Genomic DNA, 17,283 nt, shown 5'->3' on the forward strand with positions numbered 1-17,283 from the left:
CATTGCCACATATGTTGTATACCGAAATACCTAGTCAACGTCCTGTTACGCCTTTATTGGATGCGATTAATCATCCAATGCAATTGCGTCAACTAGCCAAAGAACAATTGAGTCAAGTGTCGGACGAGCTACGTCAATTTATTTTGTATGCTGCTGGACAAAGTGGTGGGCATTTCGGTGCCAATCTAGGTGTAATCGAATTAACTGTTGCCTTGCATTATTGTTTCAATACACCGCATGATCGTCTTATCTGGGATGTGGGACATCAAGCATATCCACATAAAGCTTTGACTGGACGTCGTGAGCAACTGACTACAATTCGTGCAAAAAATGGCTTGGCGGCGTTTCCAGCTCGTGAAGAGTCTGAATTTGATACTTTTGGTGTGGGCCACTCATCGACTGCTATTTCAGCGGGTTTGGGAATGGCTTTAGCTCGTCGTTATCAAAAAGATCCTTGTGAAGTGGTTGCAATTATCGGTGATGGTGCAATGACAGCAGGGATGGCATTCGAAGCCATGAATGATGCTGTTGCACATAATGCTGATCTCATGGTGGTGCTGAATGACAATGATATGTCGATTTCATGTAGCACGGGTGGTTTTGCAAAACATTTGGCTGCTATTTGGGAAAAAGGGCAATCTGTACACATTGATGAGCAGGGTAATCCATTTATTCAGGACTATCCTGAGTGGGACTACACTTCACGTTTACATTGTGCTGCTACCGAGGCTGCGGATAACTTATTTAAAGCGATTGGATTTGACTATTTTGGTCCATTCGATGGTCATAACGTCGATGAACTTGTTAATGTATTTAGTGCCTTAAAAAAACGTAAGGGGCCGCGCTTAATTCATATCTATACCAAGAAGGGTAAGGGCTTCGCACCTGCTGAAGCAGATCAAATAAAATATCACGCAATTGCTAAATTAAATGCTGCAGCAGTTTCAACAAAAGCACCCAAATATTCTGATGTTTTTGGGCAGTGGTTGTGTGAGGAAGCCCAGTTAGATGATAAGTTGTTAGCCATTACACCTGCCATGTGTGAAGGTTCAGGTATGGTGCAATTCGCCAAACAATATCCTGATCGTTATTTTGATGTGGCAATTGCAGAACAACATGCAGTGACTTTAGCTGCAGGTATGGCATGTGAAGGTTTAAAACCAGTAGTGGCAATTTATTCAACCTTCTTACAGCGTGGTTATGATCAGCTTATTCATGATGTGGCATTACAAAACCTTGATGTCACATTTGGTATCGATCGTGCAGGTTTAGTGGGTGAAGATGGACCAACCCATGCTGGTGCATACGATTACGCATTTATGCGTACAGTTCCGAATATCGTGATTATGGCACCAAAAGATGAAAATGAATGCCGTCAAATGCTACATACCGCTTATTTGCACCCGGGTCCTGCTGCAGTACGTTATCCACGCGGAAATGGTTTAGGTGTTGAAATTCAAAAAGAACTGACAGCGCTTGAAATTGGTAAAGCTGAGTTAACTTTGGAGCTGAATGTAAAAGCCGAAGAAGTGATTACTATTTTAGCTTTCGGTAGCCGCGTGAGTGTTGCAGAACATGCTGCTCAGCTTTTAGTTGATCAATTGGATGTTGCAGTACGCGTTGTGAATATGCGTTTTGTTAAACCCCTAGATGGTCAAATCATTCGACAATATGCAGATCAAACCCAACTTTTTGTAACGGTTGAAGAGCATGCAGTCATGGGTGGTGCTGGAAGTGCTGTGAATGAATTTATAATGGCCGAACACATTCTCAAGCCAGTTTTGAACATAGGCTTACCTGATCAATTCTTGGCACAAGCCAGTCATGGTGAGATGCTTAAAGATTGTGGATTGGATGCAGAAGGTATCCAATCTTCAATTCAACAAGCTTGGTTAAAGCTTGTACAGGTGGTTTAAATACAAGTCATAAAATTTTAGAAACATTTTTTACCTAAAAGCGCCGATATTTGATAAAATGTCGGCGCTTTTATGCATTATTCTTTATCAGTATCTTCAAATTTGTAGTGGGTGTTCAATGGAACCTATGGTGGTGATGGCTGCGCGTGCGGCTCAAACAGTTGGTCAAGAGCTTTTAAAAGCGCATCAGAATCGTCATAAACTTGATCTGCAAGTTGAAGAAAAAGGTATCGAAGGTCCTGTGACTCGCGTTGATCGCTATGTTGAAGAGTTGACGATCGATATCTTGCGCAAAAGCTATAAAAATCACAGCTTCCTTGGTGAAGAGTTTGGTATGCAAGAAGGTAAAGGTCACGATGCTGATTGGTGTTGGGTGATCGATCCTTTAGATGGTACTTTAAACTTCATTAATGGTGTCCCACACTTCTGTATTTCTATTGCAGTTCAACACAAAGGCGTGACTCAACACGGTGTTGTGTATGACCCAATCAAAGATGAATTGTTCTCTGCGAGTCGCGGTCGCGGTGCAATGATGAACCAACGTCGTATTCGTGTGAATGTAAAAGATAGTTTAGATCGTACATTCTTGGCTGTTGGTCATGCATATCGTGCTAAACGTGATGGCGAAGTAGTTTCTTATGCAAAAAATCACTTCGATTCTTTGTTGGCAGTATCTGAACAAGGCGCTCAATTCCGCCGTTTAGGTTCAGCAGCACTCGACTTAGCTTATGTTGCTGCTGGTCGTTACGATGGTTATTTCGAACTTGGTTTGAAACCATGGGATATCGCAGCGGGTGAGCTAATTGTTAAAGAAGCTGGTGGTACAGTAGTTGATGCGCGCGGTGGTTCAAACTCAATGGAAAATGGTCAAGTCTTGGCTTGTTCTATGAAATTATTGAAACCATTGATGCAAGCAGTTGTCCCAGCTTGGGGTGCTGCTGCTAAATAAGCAGATCAAATTTATGAAAGCTCCCTAATAGGGAGCTTTTTTATCTCCAAAACATGATAAATTTGAATATTTGTACTTGAATGCACCAAAAAGCAATTAAACTTAATGACATTATAAAAAAATCTGTTATACTCCGCGCACGCACTAAATTTCGTTCATTACCTGAACATTTCTCTTCTATATTGTGTATGCGCGTCCGGTCCAAAGAGAGGACATTATTTCGCGCCCCACCCAATCGCTAAAAGCGATTCCTTCAGGTTCAGGCTGTAATCATGTGTGCGTTATACGCATCGTCGTTCTCGGATCGCCGCTGATTCTATATTTTCAGCGATTATTGCTGTACCGCTTTTTGCCGATGTCCATCAGACTTTATTTAATGGAGCACCCAATTTTCGGGTGAAAAACTCTATGAGCAAAACTTTTGCTGATTTTCCACTACACGAATCACTTCAACAAGCATTACAAGCATTAGGCTTTACATCGCCTACTCCTGTTCAGGAACAATCAATTCCTGCTGCTTTAGATGGTAAAGATCTTTTAGTATCAAGCCAAACAGGTTCTGGTAAAACTGCTGCATTCTTATTACCTACACTTCACGCTTTAGCGGGTAGTGAAGATACGTTGCTTTCTTTCAAAGAGCGTATGCGTGCTGTAACTGCACCTACAATTTTAGTACTTTGCCCAACACGTGAATTGGCTCAACAGGTGAGCCAAGATGCGATTGCATTTGTACGTCACATGAAAGGTGTTCGTATTGCTGCGATTATGGGTGGTATGCCTTTTGGTAAACAAATCCAACAATTAAAAGGTGCACAAGTTGTTGTAGCGACTCCAGGTCGTTTACTTGATCTTGTAAACCGTCGTCAAATCAAATTGGACAAAGTTAAATCATTAATCGTAGATGAAGCAGACCGTATGCTTGATCTTGGTTTCTCTGAAGATTTAGAGGCGATCAGTGATTTAGCGGGTAACCGTGATCAAACATTAATGTTCTCTGCGACTTTCGCACCACGTATTATTACGTTGGCAGAACGTATGATGAATGAGCCTGAACGTATTGCGATTGAAACTGGTCACACGACGAATACTGACATCACTCAGACTTTACATTGGACTGATGGTTTTGAGCACAAGAAAAAGCTTTTAACACATTGGTTAAATGAAGAAGATCTTGATCAAGCCGTTGTATTTGCTTCTACGCAAGAAGATACAGATATGCTTGCAGAAGAACTGTCTGAAGCTGGTCTTTCAGTTGTAGCACTTCATGGTGCAATGCCACAGACTGTACGTAACCGTCGTTTGCGCAGCATCCGTGAAGGTCGCGCAAAAATTTTAGTTGCAACTGATGTTGCAGCACGTGGTCTAGATGTACCAACAATTTCACACGTGATTAACTTTGGTCTTCCAATGAAGAACGAAGATTATGTACACCGTATTGGTCGTACAGGTCGTGCAGGTCGTACTGGTAAAGCAATCACATTAGCGACTTACCGTGAACGTGGCAAAATTCGTGCTTTAGAAGACTACTTAGATGCACGTCTAGAAGTTTCTGAAATTGAAGGTCTTGAGCCATCTCCACCTCCAGCACGCGGTAGTCGTGATGGCGCTGGTCGCGGTCGTGGCCGTGGTGGTGAAGGCCGTGGCCGTGGTGGTTTCGGCGGTGGTCGTCGTTTTGAAGGTGAATCAAACTTCAAACGTCGCGAAGGTAATCGTGATGGTGAACGCCGTTCGTTTGGTGAAGATCGTCCACGTCGTGAATTCAATGGTGAGGATCGTCCACGTCGCGAGTTCAACAACGACCGTCCACGTCGTGAGTTTAATGGCGAAGATCGTCCGCGTCGCGAGTTCAACAATGATCGTCCACGTCGTGAATTCAATGGTGAAGATCGTCCACGTCGCGAGTTTAACAATGACCGTCCACGTCGTGAGTTTAATGGCGAAGATCGTCCACGTCGCGATTTCGGTGACCGTCCGCAACGTTCATTTGATGATCGTCCAAAGCGTGATTTCGGTGATCGCCCTCGTTCTAACGATGACAATCGTGGTAACCGTGTAGATTATAAACCTCGTGAAAACAGTTTTGGTGACCGTCCAAAACGTGATTTCGGTGACCGTCCAGCACGTCGTGAAGGTGGTTTTGATCGTCCAAAACGTACATTTGGTGATGACCGTCCAAAGCGTGAATTCAATAGCGATCGCCCACGTCGTAAATTTAACGACTAATCGGTATAGCTAAATAAACCAGCCTTCGGGCTGGTTTTTTATTGCTCATATAAAAAAATCTGTTAGAATAAAAGTGAATAAGTTCACATTATTTATGGTAAATGTAAAATATGAATAATAAGATTGTAATGCTTGAGACGAAGCAAATGAATGTGGGTGCAATCATGATGTACGTGTTCTTTTTATTGGTATTACTTAATCTTGCCTATTATTTTTTTAGTATCACATTATAAATTTTTAAAAAAGAATAATTTCAAATCATTGTTTCATAAATAAAACACATCTTTCTATAAGCAAAATTAATAAAAATGATCAATAATGCTACAATGTCCGCTTAACCTTGTATTTTATAAATAACATTTAAATTCAGTTATTTCAGAGTATAGTATGCAAGCTGAAAAATTGTAGGAACACGCTCAGCTATGAATAATCAAATACAAATCGATGAGCAAGCATTGATCGAAGTAAAAAATTTAAGCTTTAATCGTGGTGATCGTGTTATTTACGACCAAGTCAATTTAAAGATTCGTAAGGGGCAAATTACTGCCATTATGGGTCCTTCAGGGACGGGGAAAACCACGCTTCTTAGACTCATTGGGGGGCAACTTGTACCTGATGCAGGCGAGGTCTTGTTGGATGGCAAAAATATTAGCCAAATGAGTCGTCAGGAATTGTTTAAAGCACGTGCTCGTATGGGGATGCTCTTTCAGAGTGGTGCGCTTTTCACTGATATGACTGTCTATGAAAATGTAGCTTTCCCTATCCGCGCCCATACTCAATTGCCTGAACATCTGATTGCAGAACTGGTCGCTTTAAAACTCGAATCTGTGGGATTACGTGGCGCTGAGCAAATGATGCCTTCTGAGCTTTCAGGGGGGATGAATCGCCGTGTGGCGTTAGCTCGTGCAATTGCACTAGATCCAGATTTGATTATGTACGATGAACCATTTGCTGGTCAGGATCCCATCGTAATGGGGGTTTTAACCCGATTGATTCGTTCTTTACGAGAAGCGTTAGACCTAACGACCATTATTGTGTCTCACGATGTTGCTGAAACATTATCTATTGCAGATTACATTTATGTGGTTGCGGAAGGTAAAGTACAAGGCGAGGGTACACCTGATCAGTTAAAGAGTCATAGTTCGCCTTTCGTTCGTCAATTCTTAACAGGTTCGGTCGAAGGTCCTGTGGATTATCAATTTAGTCATCAAGCATATTTAAGTGATGAGGTGCGTACATGAATGCGATAGCCTCACTAGGTAGACGCGTTATAGAACGTGTTCAAGGTATTGGCGTTGCAGCCATTATGCTAGTTCAAATTTTATTTTCGATGCCGACTTGGATTGGAGTCAAACTCTTTATCTATCAAATGTACCGTGTTGGCGTATTATCATTGCTTATCATTGTGGTTTCAGGACTGTTTATAGGTGCAGTCTTGGGTTTGCAGATGTATAGCATTTTGGTCACTTTCGGCAGTGAAGCGATGCTTGGTGCAGCAGTTTCGTTGACCTTGTTGCGTGAACTTGCGCCAGTGGTTGCTGCACTTCTTTTTGCGGGGCGTGCAGGATCTGCTTTAACCGCCGAAATTGGTTTGATGAAAGCGACTGAGCAATTGTCTAGTATGGAAATGATCGGTGTTGATCCACTTAAACGCATTATTTCACCACGTTTATGGGCGGGTATATTTAGTTTGCCTATGCTTGCCGTAATTTTTGCTGCTGTGGGGATCATGGGCGGAAAAATGGTCGGTGTGGATTTTTTAGGTGCTGATGAAGGTTCGTATTGGAGTGGTATGGAAAGTGCCGTTCAATTTTATAAAGATGTATTTAATGGCACGATCATCAAAAGCTTTGTATTTGCTTTAATCTGTACGTGGATTGCCGTATATCAGGGATATTCATGCGAGCCTACATCAGAAGGCATTGCGACAGCAACAACAAGAACGGTAGTGTATTCATCACTATGTGTTTTAGGATTTGATTTTGTTTTGACTGCGGTCATGTTTGGAGGTGTGTAATGAAATCACGTACGAGTGAGCTCGCAGTTGGAATATTCGTGATTCTATTTGGTTGTGCATTATTTTTCTTGGCAATGAAAGTAAGTGGCTTAGCTGGGACAAATTTAAAAGATAGTTATAGCATGACGGCAACTTTTGATAATGTTAATGGTATTAAACCACGTGCTAAAGTTGCACTAAGCGGCGTAAAAGTAGGTGAAGTTGAGTCAATCACATTAGATCCGTTAACACGTCTTGCTACAGTGAAAATTAATTTAGATGGTGAGCTGACATCTTTCAATGATGAACAACTTAAAACTGTGCAAGAAGGTGCTTTAGAAGAGTTGCGCTATAGCAGTGACTATGAAGCTGCGACGCCATCGCAACAAAAAGAAATGGAAAAGCAACTGATCGCTAACATGAACTCCATCACCAATATTGATGAAGATGCTTACATTATGGTAGCGACAAATGGCTTACTGGGCGAGAAGTATCTCAAAATTGTTCCAGGTGGTGGTCTAAATTATTTAAAACGTGGTGATCAAATTGGCAACACACAAAGCACAATGGAAATTGAAGACTTAGTGTCTAAATTTGTGACAGGTGGTGCTGGTGACTCAGCTGCGAAAAAAGATTCAAATGGTTCATCAGATGCAGAGACTGTGGAATTCACAGATGAAACTGCTTCTTTTGTTAAATGATTAAATAGAGGAAAAATAAATGAATACGTTCGTAAAGCAAACACTGACTGTTAGCGTTTTATCGACGATGATTGCGAGTACAGCATTTGCTGCACCTACGGAGACTCCTCCTGCATTTATCAAAAAAGTAGCTGATGGCTTAATTTCACGTTTAAAAGCAGACCAAGCTAAGTTACAAAATAACCCTGCTGCGGTACGCGCAATTGTTCGTCAAAATTTAGATCCATATATTGATTCACAATCATTTACTCGTATCGTGATGGGAACTTATGCAACGAATCAATATAGTAATGCTGCTCAACGCGCACAGTTTGAGAAGAACTTCCGTGAAACATTGATTGAAAACTATGGTAGTGCTTTCTCTAAGTTTTCTAATCAGACATATACAATTCGTCCGTATAAAGCATCTAACACTAAAAACCCTGTTGTAACGATTGATTTTATTAACAAGGGTGAGAAGATCCCTGTATCGTTCCAATTGGCTGATAAAGGTGATCAGTGGAAGATTCGCAATATCAACGTTTCTGGAATTGACTTAGGTTTGCAATTCCGTAATCAGTTTGCTGCTACTGTGAAGCGTAATGGTGGCGATATCAATAAAGCAATTGCAAACTTCAAGCCTGATGCTGAAGCTGCAGTTGAGAAAAAATAACAGAGAACAATTGTGATTTCACTCAAAGATCAAGAAATTATGGTTTCTGGAAAAATTAGCTTCGACAATGCTGAACAGTATTATCAACAAGGTTTAATGTTGATTCAACAGGCAAAGCAGTTTCCACTTACTGTAAATTTATCAGGTCTTGAACATGGTAGTACTCTGGCGCTAGCTGTTTTAGTGCGTTTATTGCGTCAAGCACCTGGAACATCGAGTTTACAGTTTAAATCTGTGCCAGAAAAAATGATGAAAATCATTCAATCTTGCCATTTAGAAAATGATTTAAAATTGATTTGATTGAAAAATAAAAAAGCACCTTAGGGTGCTTTTTTATCGCTTTAAAATAGTAATTTACTCAACAGAAGGTACTTCATACGTTGTTTAAAAAACGCGACATCAAAGCGTACTCAAATCCATTTTTTCCATCTAAAATAAATCAGTGGTCCAAATAAGAATACTAGGATAATCAGACTGACAACAACAAAGCTCGTCGTTCCTTGAGCAAAGGGCAGTACATCAGTGTTCATACCATAAATACTGGCCACCAACATCGGGGGAGCAAGCATGCTAGGTAAAATCGAGAATCGACGAATCGTATCATTCTGTTCAGTATTAATGAAACCCGAAGTGGTATCCAATAGGAATCGAACCTTCTGGAACAAGAATGCATCATGTTCTACTAATGAGCGAACATCCTCACTGAGTTCTCGAATATCAGCATCATAAATATGACTGCCTAAGGCACGGGGTCTTGCTAAGAAGGTCAGAACGCGGCGTAAGTCTATTAAACAGAGTTGCGCTTTACCCAACATATCTTCTTTTTGAGCAAGACGGGTAATCATATCATCGAGATCAAGAATTTGTTCACGGTGGCGAACATTCAATACTTCTGTAGAGTAGAGTTCTAAATCCTTGTGGATATCTTCTAAGATATCCGCAAGCTCATCGAGTTTAGCTTCGAGTAAACCCAAAAGTATCCAAGTCGGATCTTTATAGTCAATGTCGTAATCATTACGGCGAGCACGTGCTCGAAAGGCACGGAAAGCAACGAGCTTTTCACCACGTAAAGTAAATAGTCGATCTTTATGTAGAATAAATGCAACGGTTTGAACCGTTCCTAGCATATTGGATGACTCTTCAGGGTCACCATCGACTTGGTAGTTTTTATTTTTCGTTAAAAAATACGTACTGATATGTAAAATGCCATCATCATCACGGTAGAATCGTGCAGATGATGAAATATCTTCTAATGATTTTAGTGTTGGAAGATTTTGTTTATAGGCATCTAAAACCCATTCTTGCTCATCTTGAGAGGGTGCAATTAAATCGATCCAAACCAATTCAGGGTGTAAATCAAACCCACCATTGATCGTTGCATCTTCTAGACTACCGCGCTCTGTGGCATAAAAGGCTTCAAGCATTTTATCTTTTCTCCCTTGCGCAGTTTGTGTGTGAACGATGGGTGTATTTTAGACAAGGATGCCATGAAAAAAAACTGATTCCATCATTAATTAGGTTAAAAAACACAGAACATATCATTTTAATTGTTGTTATAAAAACTTAAGGCTAATTTTAAATGAATTCTATTGCAATATTTTGTGGTTCAACATTAGGTTCCGATCCTGTTTATGCTGATGCAGCAAAGAAAACAGGGAAATATTTAGCGCAACAAGGCAAGACCTTGGTGTATGGTGGCGGTCGTTCAGGATTAATGGGGATTGTTGCGGATAGTGCATTAGAGGCTGGTGGAAAGGTCATTGGCGTGATTCCACAAGGATTGGTGGATCGTGAATTAGCACATCCAAATTTGACTGAACTTCACGTTGTTACCAGTATGCATGAGCGTAAAACGCTGATGGCAGATTTGTCGGATGGTTTTATTGCCTTACCGGGTGGTGCAGGAACAATTGAAGAAATTTTTGAACAATGGACATGGGCGCAACTCGGTATTCATCTTAAACCCTGCGCATTTTTAAACATTAACGGGTTTTATGATGATCTATTACAATTCATTCAACATACGACAGATCAAGAGTTTACTCGAGCTCGCTTTACCAATGCATTAATCAATTCAACTTCAATCGAGGATATTGTGTCAAAATTCGAGTCTTATCAGGCACCACAACCGAAATGGGGTGTCCAAGATCGAGAAGATTTGGTGAAACTAGATACATGAGCAAAGTCATTACTGTCGCAGCAGCGATTATTTCCAATGAGGATCAGCAGTTGTTGTTGGTTCGAAAAAAGAATACCCAGTTTTTCATGCAAGTTGGTGGGAAGTTAGAGGAGAATGAGCCTTCTGAGGACACGATTCTGCGAGAAATTAAAGAAGAAATTGGCGCTGAGGCAGTAATAGATCAATATATAGGTCGTTTTGAAACCAAAGCTGCAAATGAAGCGGATCATCAGTTGATTAGTTATCTCTATCGAGTTCAGCTTAAACAAGAGCCTCATATTCATGCAGAAATTGCTGAAATGAAATGGATCGATTTAGATGATGATGCTACGCCTTTAGCACCGTTAACTCGAGAAATCGTGATTCCTTGGTGTAGGCAGCATTTTAATGCCAATTAAAACTTAAAGTGACTGTGTCAATATTCTGCGGCTGCAATGCATGCGATCTGAACGTTCTGACAGCCGAGCTTTTCTAGTGCATTGGCCAACGCATTGACTGAACTCCCTGTGGTCACGACATCGTCAATAATCAGGATATTTCTAAACTTTCCTTTTTCTGAACGTATTGGTTTGAATTGAGATTGAATATCCTCGATTCTTTCTACACGTGTTAAGCCTTTCTGTGAGTGTTGTGCTGAACGTTCAATTGGCTGCCAAATGGGTATTTGCAGTTTTTTGGAAAGAATTTTTCCGATGACCATCATTTGATTATAACCACGCTCTTTCAAGCGCTCGTTTGAAATAGGCATAGGTACAATCGCTTGAAAACGTTTCAGTTTAAGTTCTAGCAATGTGTGTGCTAGAAAAGTTTGATAATGAAGTTGTTGTTCATATTTGAATAAGTGAATAATGCGATCTATAGGAAAGCTATAGTCGAAACAAGCATAAATATTTCTTTCATGTCGATGAATGAGTGAAGGGCTTTTCCATGGGAGCATTGTCCAACAGTCATCACATAATCTGTGGGTTTGAGTTGGAGAGAATCCACATAATTGGCAAGCGCGTCGTGATAATAATGTGTGATAGAGGTTATGAATAGGGCTCAGCATCATGGCTCAAGTTATTTTTATTGTGAGTACCTATGATTATAGCTGAGCTCGTTGATTAAGGAACATATTAAACATACGCATATCTAGGTGCTTCTGGTAACCATCGTTTAAGAAGAGCATCCGCTTGATGTGGGTAATCTTTTAAAATTTGAGTCGCGACATAGTGCGCTTGAGTTAACAGATGGTCATCACGTTCCAATTTAGCCACGCGAAAGCCCATGTCTCCAGTTTGTTTCGTTCCTAACAGTTCGCCTGGGCCACGGATTTCCAAATCTTTTTCTGCTATTAAAAAGCCATCATTGGTTTCACGCATAATGCGTAAACGCTCTTGTCCATTCTGCGATAAAGGACTTTTATACAATAATGCGCAAAAACTTGCTTTAGCACCTCGACCCACACGCCCCCTTAATTGATGTAGTTGAGATAGACCCAGTCGCTCCGCATTTTCAATGACCATGATGGATGCATTTGGTACATCCACTCCAACTTCGATCACAGTTGTTGCGATCAGCAGTTGTAATTGATTGTCTTTGAACTGTTGCATGACAGCTTGTTTTTCATCAGCTTTCATTTTGCCATGAACCAAACCAATATTGAGGTGCGGAAAGCGTTCTTTAATCTCCTGATAAGTCGCTTCAGCAGCTTGGGCATCTAACGTCTCTGATTGTTCCACTAATGTACAGACCCAATAAGCCTGCTTACCTTCAGCGCAGTTTGTCGCAATCCGCTGCAGGACCTCTTCACGACGATCGAGTGGAATAGTGACTGTTTGGATTGGGGTACGCCCTGGGGGTAACTCATCAATCACAGAAGTATCTAAATCTCCGTACGCTGACATTGCTAACGTACGTGGGATAGGGGTGGCGGTCATTACTAACTGATGTGGTGTCGTATCCTGTGCCCCTTTATTTCGTAATGCTAGACGCTGGTCAACTCCAAACCGATGCTGTTCATCAATGATGACAAGACCCAATTTATGAAACTGGACGTTATCCTGAAATAGTGCATGAGTGCCGACGACCAATTGGGCAGAGCCTTCTCTAATCTGCTGTTCTGCAGCAGCACGTGCTTTCCCTTTTTGTTTGCCTGATAACCAAGAAACTTGGATGCTGAGTGGTTCGAACCATTTTTTAAAATTTAAATAATGTTGTTCTGCGAGGATTTCAGTCGGTGCCATAAGAGCAACTTGCCATCCCTCTTCGAGTGGATGACATGCCGCAATGCCTGCTACTAGGGTTTTGCCTGCGCCTACATCACCTTGCACCAGTCTGAGCATCGGTTTGTTTTGTTTAAGATCTTTCACAATTTCATTTGAAACACGTTTTTGAGCATTCGTCATTTCAAAGGGAAGTGTGGAGAGAAGTTGTTTGGCAAATGTTCGACTGGCTGAAAATGCAGGTGCGGAGATCTGTTGAATGTATGCACGACGAGTCAACAAACTAATTTGATGACTGACTAATTCTTCAAAGATGAGACGTTGCTGCGCAGGATGCTGTCCTTCAGCCAGTTGCAACATATTGGCATCGGTGGGAGGGTGATGAATATATTCTAGTGCTTCTTTTAAAGCATACCCATTGGTAAATTTTGCAGGAATCAGTTCTGGTAAATCATGGGCATGTTGTGCTAAAGCTTGTTTAATATATTCACGCAGTTTAGGTTGAGTGAGTCCTTCCGTTGATGGGTAAATTGCTGTTAGCTGCGTTTTTGGAAGTGGTGTATGATCCGTAATCAGTTGAATTTCTGGGTGATACATTTCTAGGCCACGAGCGCCTACTCGGACTTCACCAAACACTCTTAAACGATTTCCAGGCTTTGCGCGATCCATCAATGCTTTATAAATATGATAAAAACGTAAAGTGACTTTTCCAAAATCATCTTGTAATAATATTGCCATGGATTTGCGTTTACCAGGCGGCATATCCATTGATGCGACAGTGCCTTCAAGTAAATAGCTTCGACCTACTTGAAGTTGATTCATGGGCACAATAGTACTGCGATCTTCATAATCTCGAGGCAGATGAAACAAAAGATCATCCGTATTCCAGATATTTAATTTTTCGAGTAAAGCGGCAGCGGCGTTTCCTACACCTTGCAACTGATGGACTGCAGTCATGTCCCCTCAACTTTGCTTAAATTGAATTTATAACACTAGAGAATAGGTCTTACATGCATATTCTATTTATCGGTTATGGTAAAACATCGCAACATGTTGCTAAACAATTATTTCAACAAGGACATCAAATTACCACAGTCAGTTTAAGCAGGAAAGATCAAGCAGGTGCTATACATCTTCAACAAGATATACACCAACTTGATTTATCGACATTGTCGCCTATTGATGCAGTATACGTGTTGATTGCACCTAAAGACCCATCACTAAACGGGTATAAAGCAGCTTTCATAGATGCGATTCCACATATGAGAAATCAGCTGGCTCTGCATCCTATCCAAAAGATTATTGTTGTCTCGTCGACACGCGTTTACGGACAAGATCAAGGGGAGGAGATTGATGATCAAACAGAGATCAATCCGCAAGATGAGAAAGCATTAGTGTTAGCCACAATGGAGAAGCTTTGGCAAGAAGCCTTTCCACAGCAATGTATCATTGTGAGACCCACTGGTATTTATGGCGTATCCGTGAAGAGAATGATGCAGCTTGCTCAAAATACAATGGACTATCCCAATGTGCATTGGTCGAATCGAATTCATATCGAAGATTTAGCGGGTTTTCTTATCCATTTACTTCACGTGGAACATCCAGAAAAAACTTATATTTGTAGTAATAATCAACCCATTCCATTACATGAAATTATTCTGTGGTTCCAAAAGCAGTTAAACATCCCTCCATTAAAATTATTGAGTGAGGCACAGCGTGGAAAGAAAATTTATGCCTCTCGAATGTTAAGCACTGGTTTTAAATTGAAACATGCTCAATTTTTTAAGGATTATCGAGAACTCATTTAGGCATAAAAAAACCCTCACTGGGGAGGGTTTTAGATACTATTTTTTCTTGCGTTTTAAGCGTTTTTTGGCTTGTTGATCAGCAACTGCATCCAAAGCTTCTTTGAGCTCTTCATCGTTAAATGAAGTGATATGTTGCAACATTTGTAAGGTTACATCATCTAGTACCAAGTTGGCATATTGAGCAACCTCTTTGAATTGTGCATCAAAGACTATTGCGCCTTCTTCGTTATTACTGATATAGCCTTGTTGAGTCAGAACTTTGATAAAACTTTGGAAGAGCGCTTTATCAAAGAATTCAGGTGAGTTGAACTCATAAAGTACAGATAAACGCTGACCTAATAGATGGCTTAAATCTTCGACCTGCTTGGTCGTAATATTTCCAGAGCCACGTTGAGTAATTAGGGCAAGTGTCATGTAGTAGCGTTCAATACTTTGCTTCACTGGAGCAGCAAGCACGACTAACTGATTGTGTTGTTCAGAGTTAGGTGCAGGGCTACATAAATTTCCATGTTCATCAATCGTAATCAACTGTGCTTCTACCAGACCTTGAACATAGTTACAGATCTGTTCTTTAAGCTCATCCGTATTCCACTTAAGGAACAGTTCAGCTTTCAAGAATGGATAAAGTGTACGAATGACATTAATCAAATCGCCCTGTGAAATTTTACCATTGTGCTCGACCATCGCAGCAATCAGTGATGGCAAGACATAAGCATGCAAAATATTATTGCGGAAATATGTCAGTAATACTGCTTGACCATCTTCAATCGCAATAATATCGCCAAGGACATGTTTTACACGCTTAATCAACTTGAGTTTTAAACCATAAGCAATGATTTCTTTACCAGACAGTGGTGTGATTTGAACTCGATGATCATAAGGTAAAGCTGTTAGAAGATTGCGATAGGTATCTAACTGTTTAATACAAATCTCTTCATCAAGCGTGTGCTTGGAAGTCGATAGAAGAATAAGTGACAATAACGAAACTGGGTTGATAACAGCAGCACGGTTAATATTTTCAAGAATTGCATTTGCTGAGGTGTTGACTGCATCAGAAACTTCTTGAGGAATCGGGTCATCATTCTTCTCAATTTTGATATGTTCAGCACCATGCTGTTTCAAAATCTCATCAAGGAAGACGGGTTCACCAAAGTTTACGTGTACTTTTCCGAAGATGCGTTCAATCTTTCTTAAGGTTTGTAAAATACCAAAGATAGATTCGGCCTCTTTAGGCTTACCATTCATTTCACCGACGTAAGTTGCACCTTCCATCAGGCGTTCATAACCAAAATAGGTTGGGACAAATACAATAGGTTTAGCACGACCACGCAAATGACTATGCACAGTCATTGCCAACATACCTGTTTTCGGTGGTAATAAACGTCCAGTACGTGAACGTCCACCTTCAATAAAGTATTCTAATGGCGTGTTGCGCGATAGGATACTGTATAGATATTCTTTGAATACAGTGGTGTATAACGCATTTCCACGGAAGGTTCGACGTATAAAGAATGCACCGCCACCACGTAAAAGCTGTCCAACGAATGGCATATTCAAGTTATCACCTGCAGCAATGTACGGTACCATCATCCCACGCTTATAAATCACATAAGAGAGTAATAGGTAGTCAATATGGCTACGATGACAAGGTGTATAAATAATTTCGTAGTCTTTCGCTAATTCACGAACTGTATTGAAATTATGTACTTCTACGCCGTCATAGAGTTGAGTCCAAAGACGCGTCAGGGCTTGTTCTGCAAAACGTACGGTTGCATGAGAATAGTCTGATGCAATTTCATTCACGTAGCCGATCGCACGGCGCTCAGCTTCAATCAAACTGATTTTAGAGCGAATACTTTCTTTGCGAATTCCGTCCTGAACATCTTGAGATTTAATCAATGATTGCATCACGTTTCGACGATCTGACAAATCTGGACCTAATACAACTTCACGCTGACGATCTAGATAATCATTGAGTTGATTGACGATATATGTTGCAGGAGACAAGTTTGGATGTGTTACACGTGCGTAATCTACCAATTCGCGCAGTGATTTTGGTTCATGGAATTCAAGAAAAGATTGGCGACCATGTAAACCAATATTCATCAGTTGTTTAACAGTACTTGGTGTTGCCCAAGTGTCCGTAAATAGCAATTTAAATAATGAATCTTCTTTGTCCGGTGAGCGGCCCCACAATACAGTCACTGGTACAAGTTCAATGTCAGTATCTGGGTGCTTATCCAATATCTCGATCAATCTGAGGAGACGAGGTGGAAATGCATGGAGTGGCGGATTAAGTAAGTTTGTTTCATCTTGATGTTGTAAAAATAATACAGCAGCTTTCTCTTTATGGTCCCCGATCATGAGTGGGTCAAGTGCTGGCGCGAGATTTAATCGACGAGTTTCGCCGTCAACCACTAACGCATTACTACGCGAGTAATTTTGTAATACATAGCACACCACTTTTTTGTGAGTCGTGTTATTTTCAGTGGGTGGTGTTGAAGGTTGGGTTTCAGTAGGAACCTCTCCAAGAACATGCGGTGTTACTACGAGGTCAAGCAACTTACTGGAAAGTCGACGATACATTTGACCAAAGCCATTCTTGGACATACATACTCCTAGCCAAAGACGAATTTCGCATGACGCGAATGAAGG

General features: G+C 40.8%; 15 protein-coding genes. 11 read left to right on the forward strand and 4 right to left on the reverse strand.

All coding sequences use genetic code 11. The features are described from left to right. Window positions 1-11 precede the first annotated feature (11 nt). The 8 genes from dxs to AC1M9P_RS03930 all read left to right on the forward strand — a co-directional run bounded on the left by dxs (window position 12) and on the right by AC1M9P_RS03930 (window position 8,737). Window positions 12-1,916: a 1-deoxy-D-xylulose-5-phosphate synthase gene (gene dxs, locus AC1M9P_RS03895; RefSeq protein ID WP_481586774.1), complete on the forward strand. Its 1,905-nt coding sequence runs from the start codon at window positions 12-14 to the stop codon at window positions 1,914-1,916. Window positions 1,917-2,034: 118 nt separating this feature from the next. Next, entirely contained in the window at window positions 2,035-2,865 is an 831-nt protein-coding gene (locus AC1M9P_RS03900; protein WP_035265030.1) for an inositol monophosphatase family protein, read from the forward strand. Window positions 2,866-3,273: 408 nt separating this feature from the next. Continuing rightward, window positions 3,274-5,088 carry a DEAD/DEAH box helicase gene (locus tag AC1M9P_RS03905; protein WP_180028266.1) on the forward strand — a complete coding sequence of 605 codons (1,815 nt, stop codon included), beginning with the start codon at window positions 3,274-3,276 and terminating at the stop codon, window positions 5,086-5,088. A gap of 422 nt (window positions 5,089-5,510) precedes the next feature. Beyond that, entirely contained in the window at window positions 5,511-6,329 is an 819-nt protein-coding gene (locus AC1M9P_RS03910; RefSeq protein WP_481586775.1) for an ABC transporter ATP-binding protein, read from the forward strand. Beyond that, window positions 6,326-7,105 (forward strand): lipid asymmetry maintenance ABC transporter permease subunit MlaE, encoded by a 780-nt coding sequence (mlaE, locus tag AC1M9P_RS03915; protein ID WP_035265034.1) that lies wholly within the window; start codon window positions 6,326-6,328, stop codon window positions 7,103-7,105. The genes AC1M9P_RS03910 and mlaE overlap by 4 nt, the downstream gene beginning before the upstream one ends. After that, window positions 7,105-7,785, forward strand: a complete 681-nt coding sequence (mlaD, locus tag AC1M9P_RS03920) for an outer membrane lipid asymmetry maintenance protein MlaD (RefSeq protein ID WP_481586776.1) — start codon at window positions 7,105-7,107, stop codon at window positions 7,783-7,785. The genes mlaE and mlaD overlap by 1 nt, the downstream gene beginning before the upstream one ends. A 19-nt stretch (window positions 7,786-7,804) precedes the next feature. Beyond that, the gene (locus AC1M9P_RS03925) at window positions 7,805-8,437 is read left to right on the forward strand and encodes an MlaC/ttg2D family ABC transporter substrate-binding protein (protein WP_035265038.1); all 633 of its coding nucleotides are present in this window, start codon (window positions 7,805-7,807) and stop codon (window positions 8,435-8,437) included. A 39-nt stretch (window positions 8,438-8,476) separates the two neighbouring features. After that, window positions 8,477-8,737: an STAS domain-containing protein gene (locus tag AC1M9P_RS03930; RefSeq protein ID WP_218945337.1), complete on the forward strand. Its 261-nt coding sequence runs from the start codon at window positions 8,477-8,479 to the stop codon at window positions 8,735-8,737. 110 nt (window positions 8,738-8,847) lie between these two features. Here the strand turns inward: AC1M9P_RS03930 and AC1M9P_RS03935 are convergent, their stop codons facing one another. After that, window positions 8,848-9,861 (reverse strand): CorA family divalent cation transporter, encoded by a 1,014-nt coding sequence (locus AC1M9P_RS03935; protein WP_035265042.1) that lies wholly within the window; start codon window positions 9,859-9,861, stop codon window positions 8,848-8,850. Between the two features lie 155 nt (window positions 9,862-10,016). On the opposite strand from AC1M9P_RS03935, the gene AC1M9P_RS03940 reads away from it, so the two are divergent. Both AC1M9P_RS03940 and AC1M9P_RS03945 read left to right on the forward strand, forming a co-directional pair. Continuing rightward, window positions 10,017-10,616 carry an LOG family protein gene (locus tag AC1M9P_RS03940; RefSeq protein ID WP_481586777.1) on the forward strand — a complete coding sequence of 200 codons (600 nt, stop codon included), beginning with the start codon at window positions 10,017-10,019 and terminating at the stop codon, window positions 10,614-10,616. After that, window positions 10,613-11,014: an NUDIX hydrolase gene (locus AC1M9P_RS03945; protein WP_481586778.1), complete on the forward strand. Its 402-nt coding sequence runs from the start codon at window positions 10,613-10,615 to the stop codon at window positions 11,012-11,014. The genes AC1M9P_RS03940 and AC1M9P_RS03945 overlap by 4 nt, the downstream gene beginning before the upstream one ends. 17 nt (window positions 11,015-11,031) lie before the next feature. Here the strand turns inward: AC1M9P_RS03945 and AC1M9P_RS03950 are convergent, their stop codons facing one another. Both AC1M9P_RS03950 and recG read right to left on the reverse strand, forming a co-directional pair. After that, window positions 11,032-11,664: a ComF family protein gene (locus AC1M9P_RS03950; RefSeq protein ID WP_481586779.1), complete on the reverse strand. Its 633-nt coding sequence runs from the start codon at window positions 11,662-11,664 to the stop codon at window positions 11,032-11,034. 67 nt (window positions 11,665-11,731) lie between these two features. Next, entirely contained in the window at window positions 11,732-13,777 is a 2,046-nt protein-coding gene (gene recG / locus AC1M9P_RS03955; RefSeq protein WP_481586780.1) for an ATP-dependent DNA helicase RecG, read from the reverse strand. 53 nt (window positions 13,778-13,830) lie between these two features. On the opposite strand from recG, the gene AC1M9P_RS03960 reads away from it, so the two are divergent. Further along, window positions 13,831-14,628, forward strand: a complete 798-nt coding sequence (locus AC1M9P_RS03960) for an NAD-dependent epimerase/dehydratase family protein (RefSeq protein WP_481586781.1) — start codon at window positions 13,831-13,833, stop codon at window positions 14,626-14,628. Between the two features lie 36 nt (window positions 14,629-14,664). On the opposite strand, the gene plsB is transcribed toward AC1M9P_RS03960, so the two are convergent. Next, window positions 14,665-17,238, reverse strand: coding sequence for a glycerol-3-phosphate 1-O-acyltransferase PlsB (plsB, locus tag AC1M9P_RS03965; protein WP_481586782.1), 2,574 nt, complete (start codon window positions 17,236-17,238; stop codon window positions 14,665-14,667). Window positions 17,239-17,283 lie beyond the last annotated feature (45 nt).

This window comes from Acinetobacter sp. 25-47-122 (assembly GCF_056779695.1).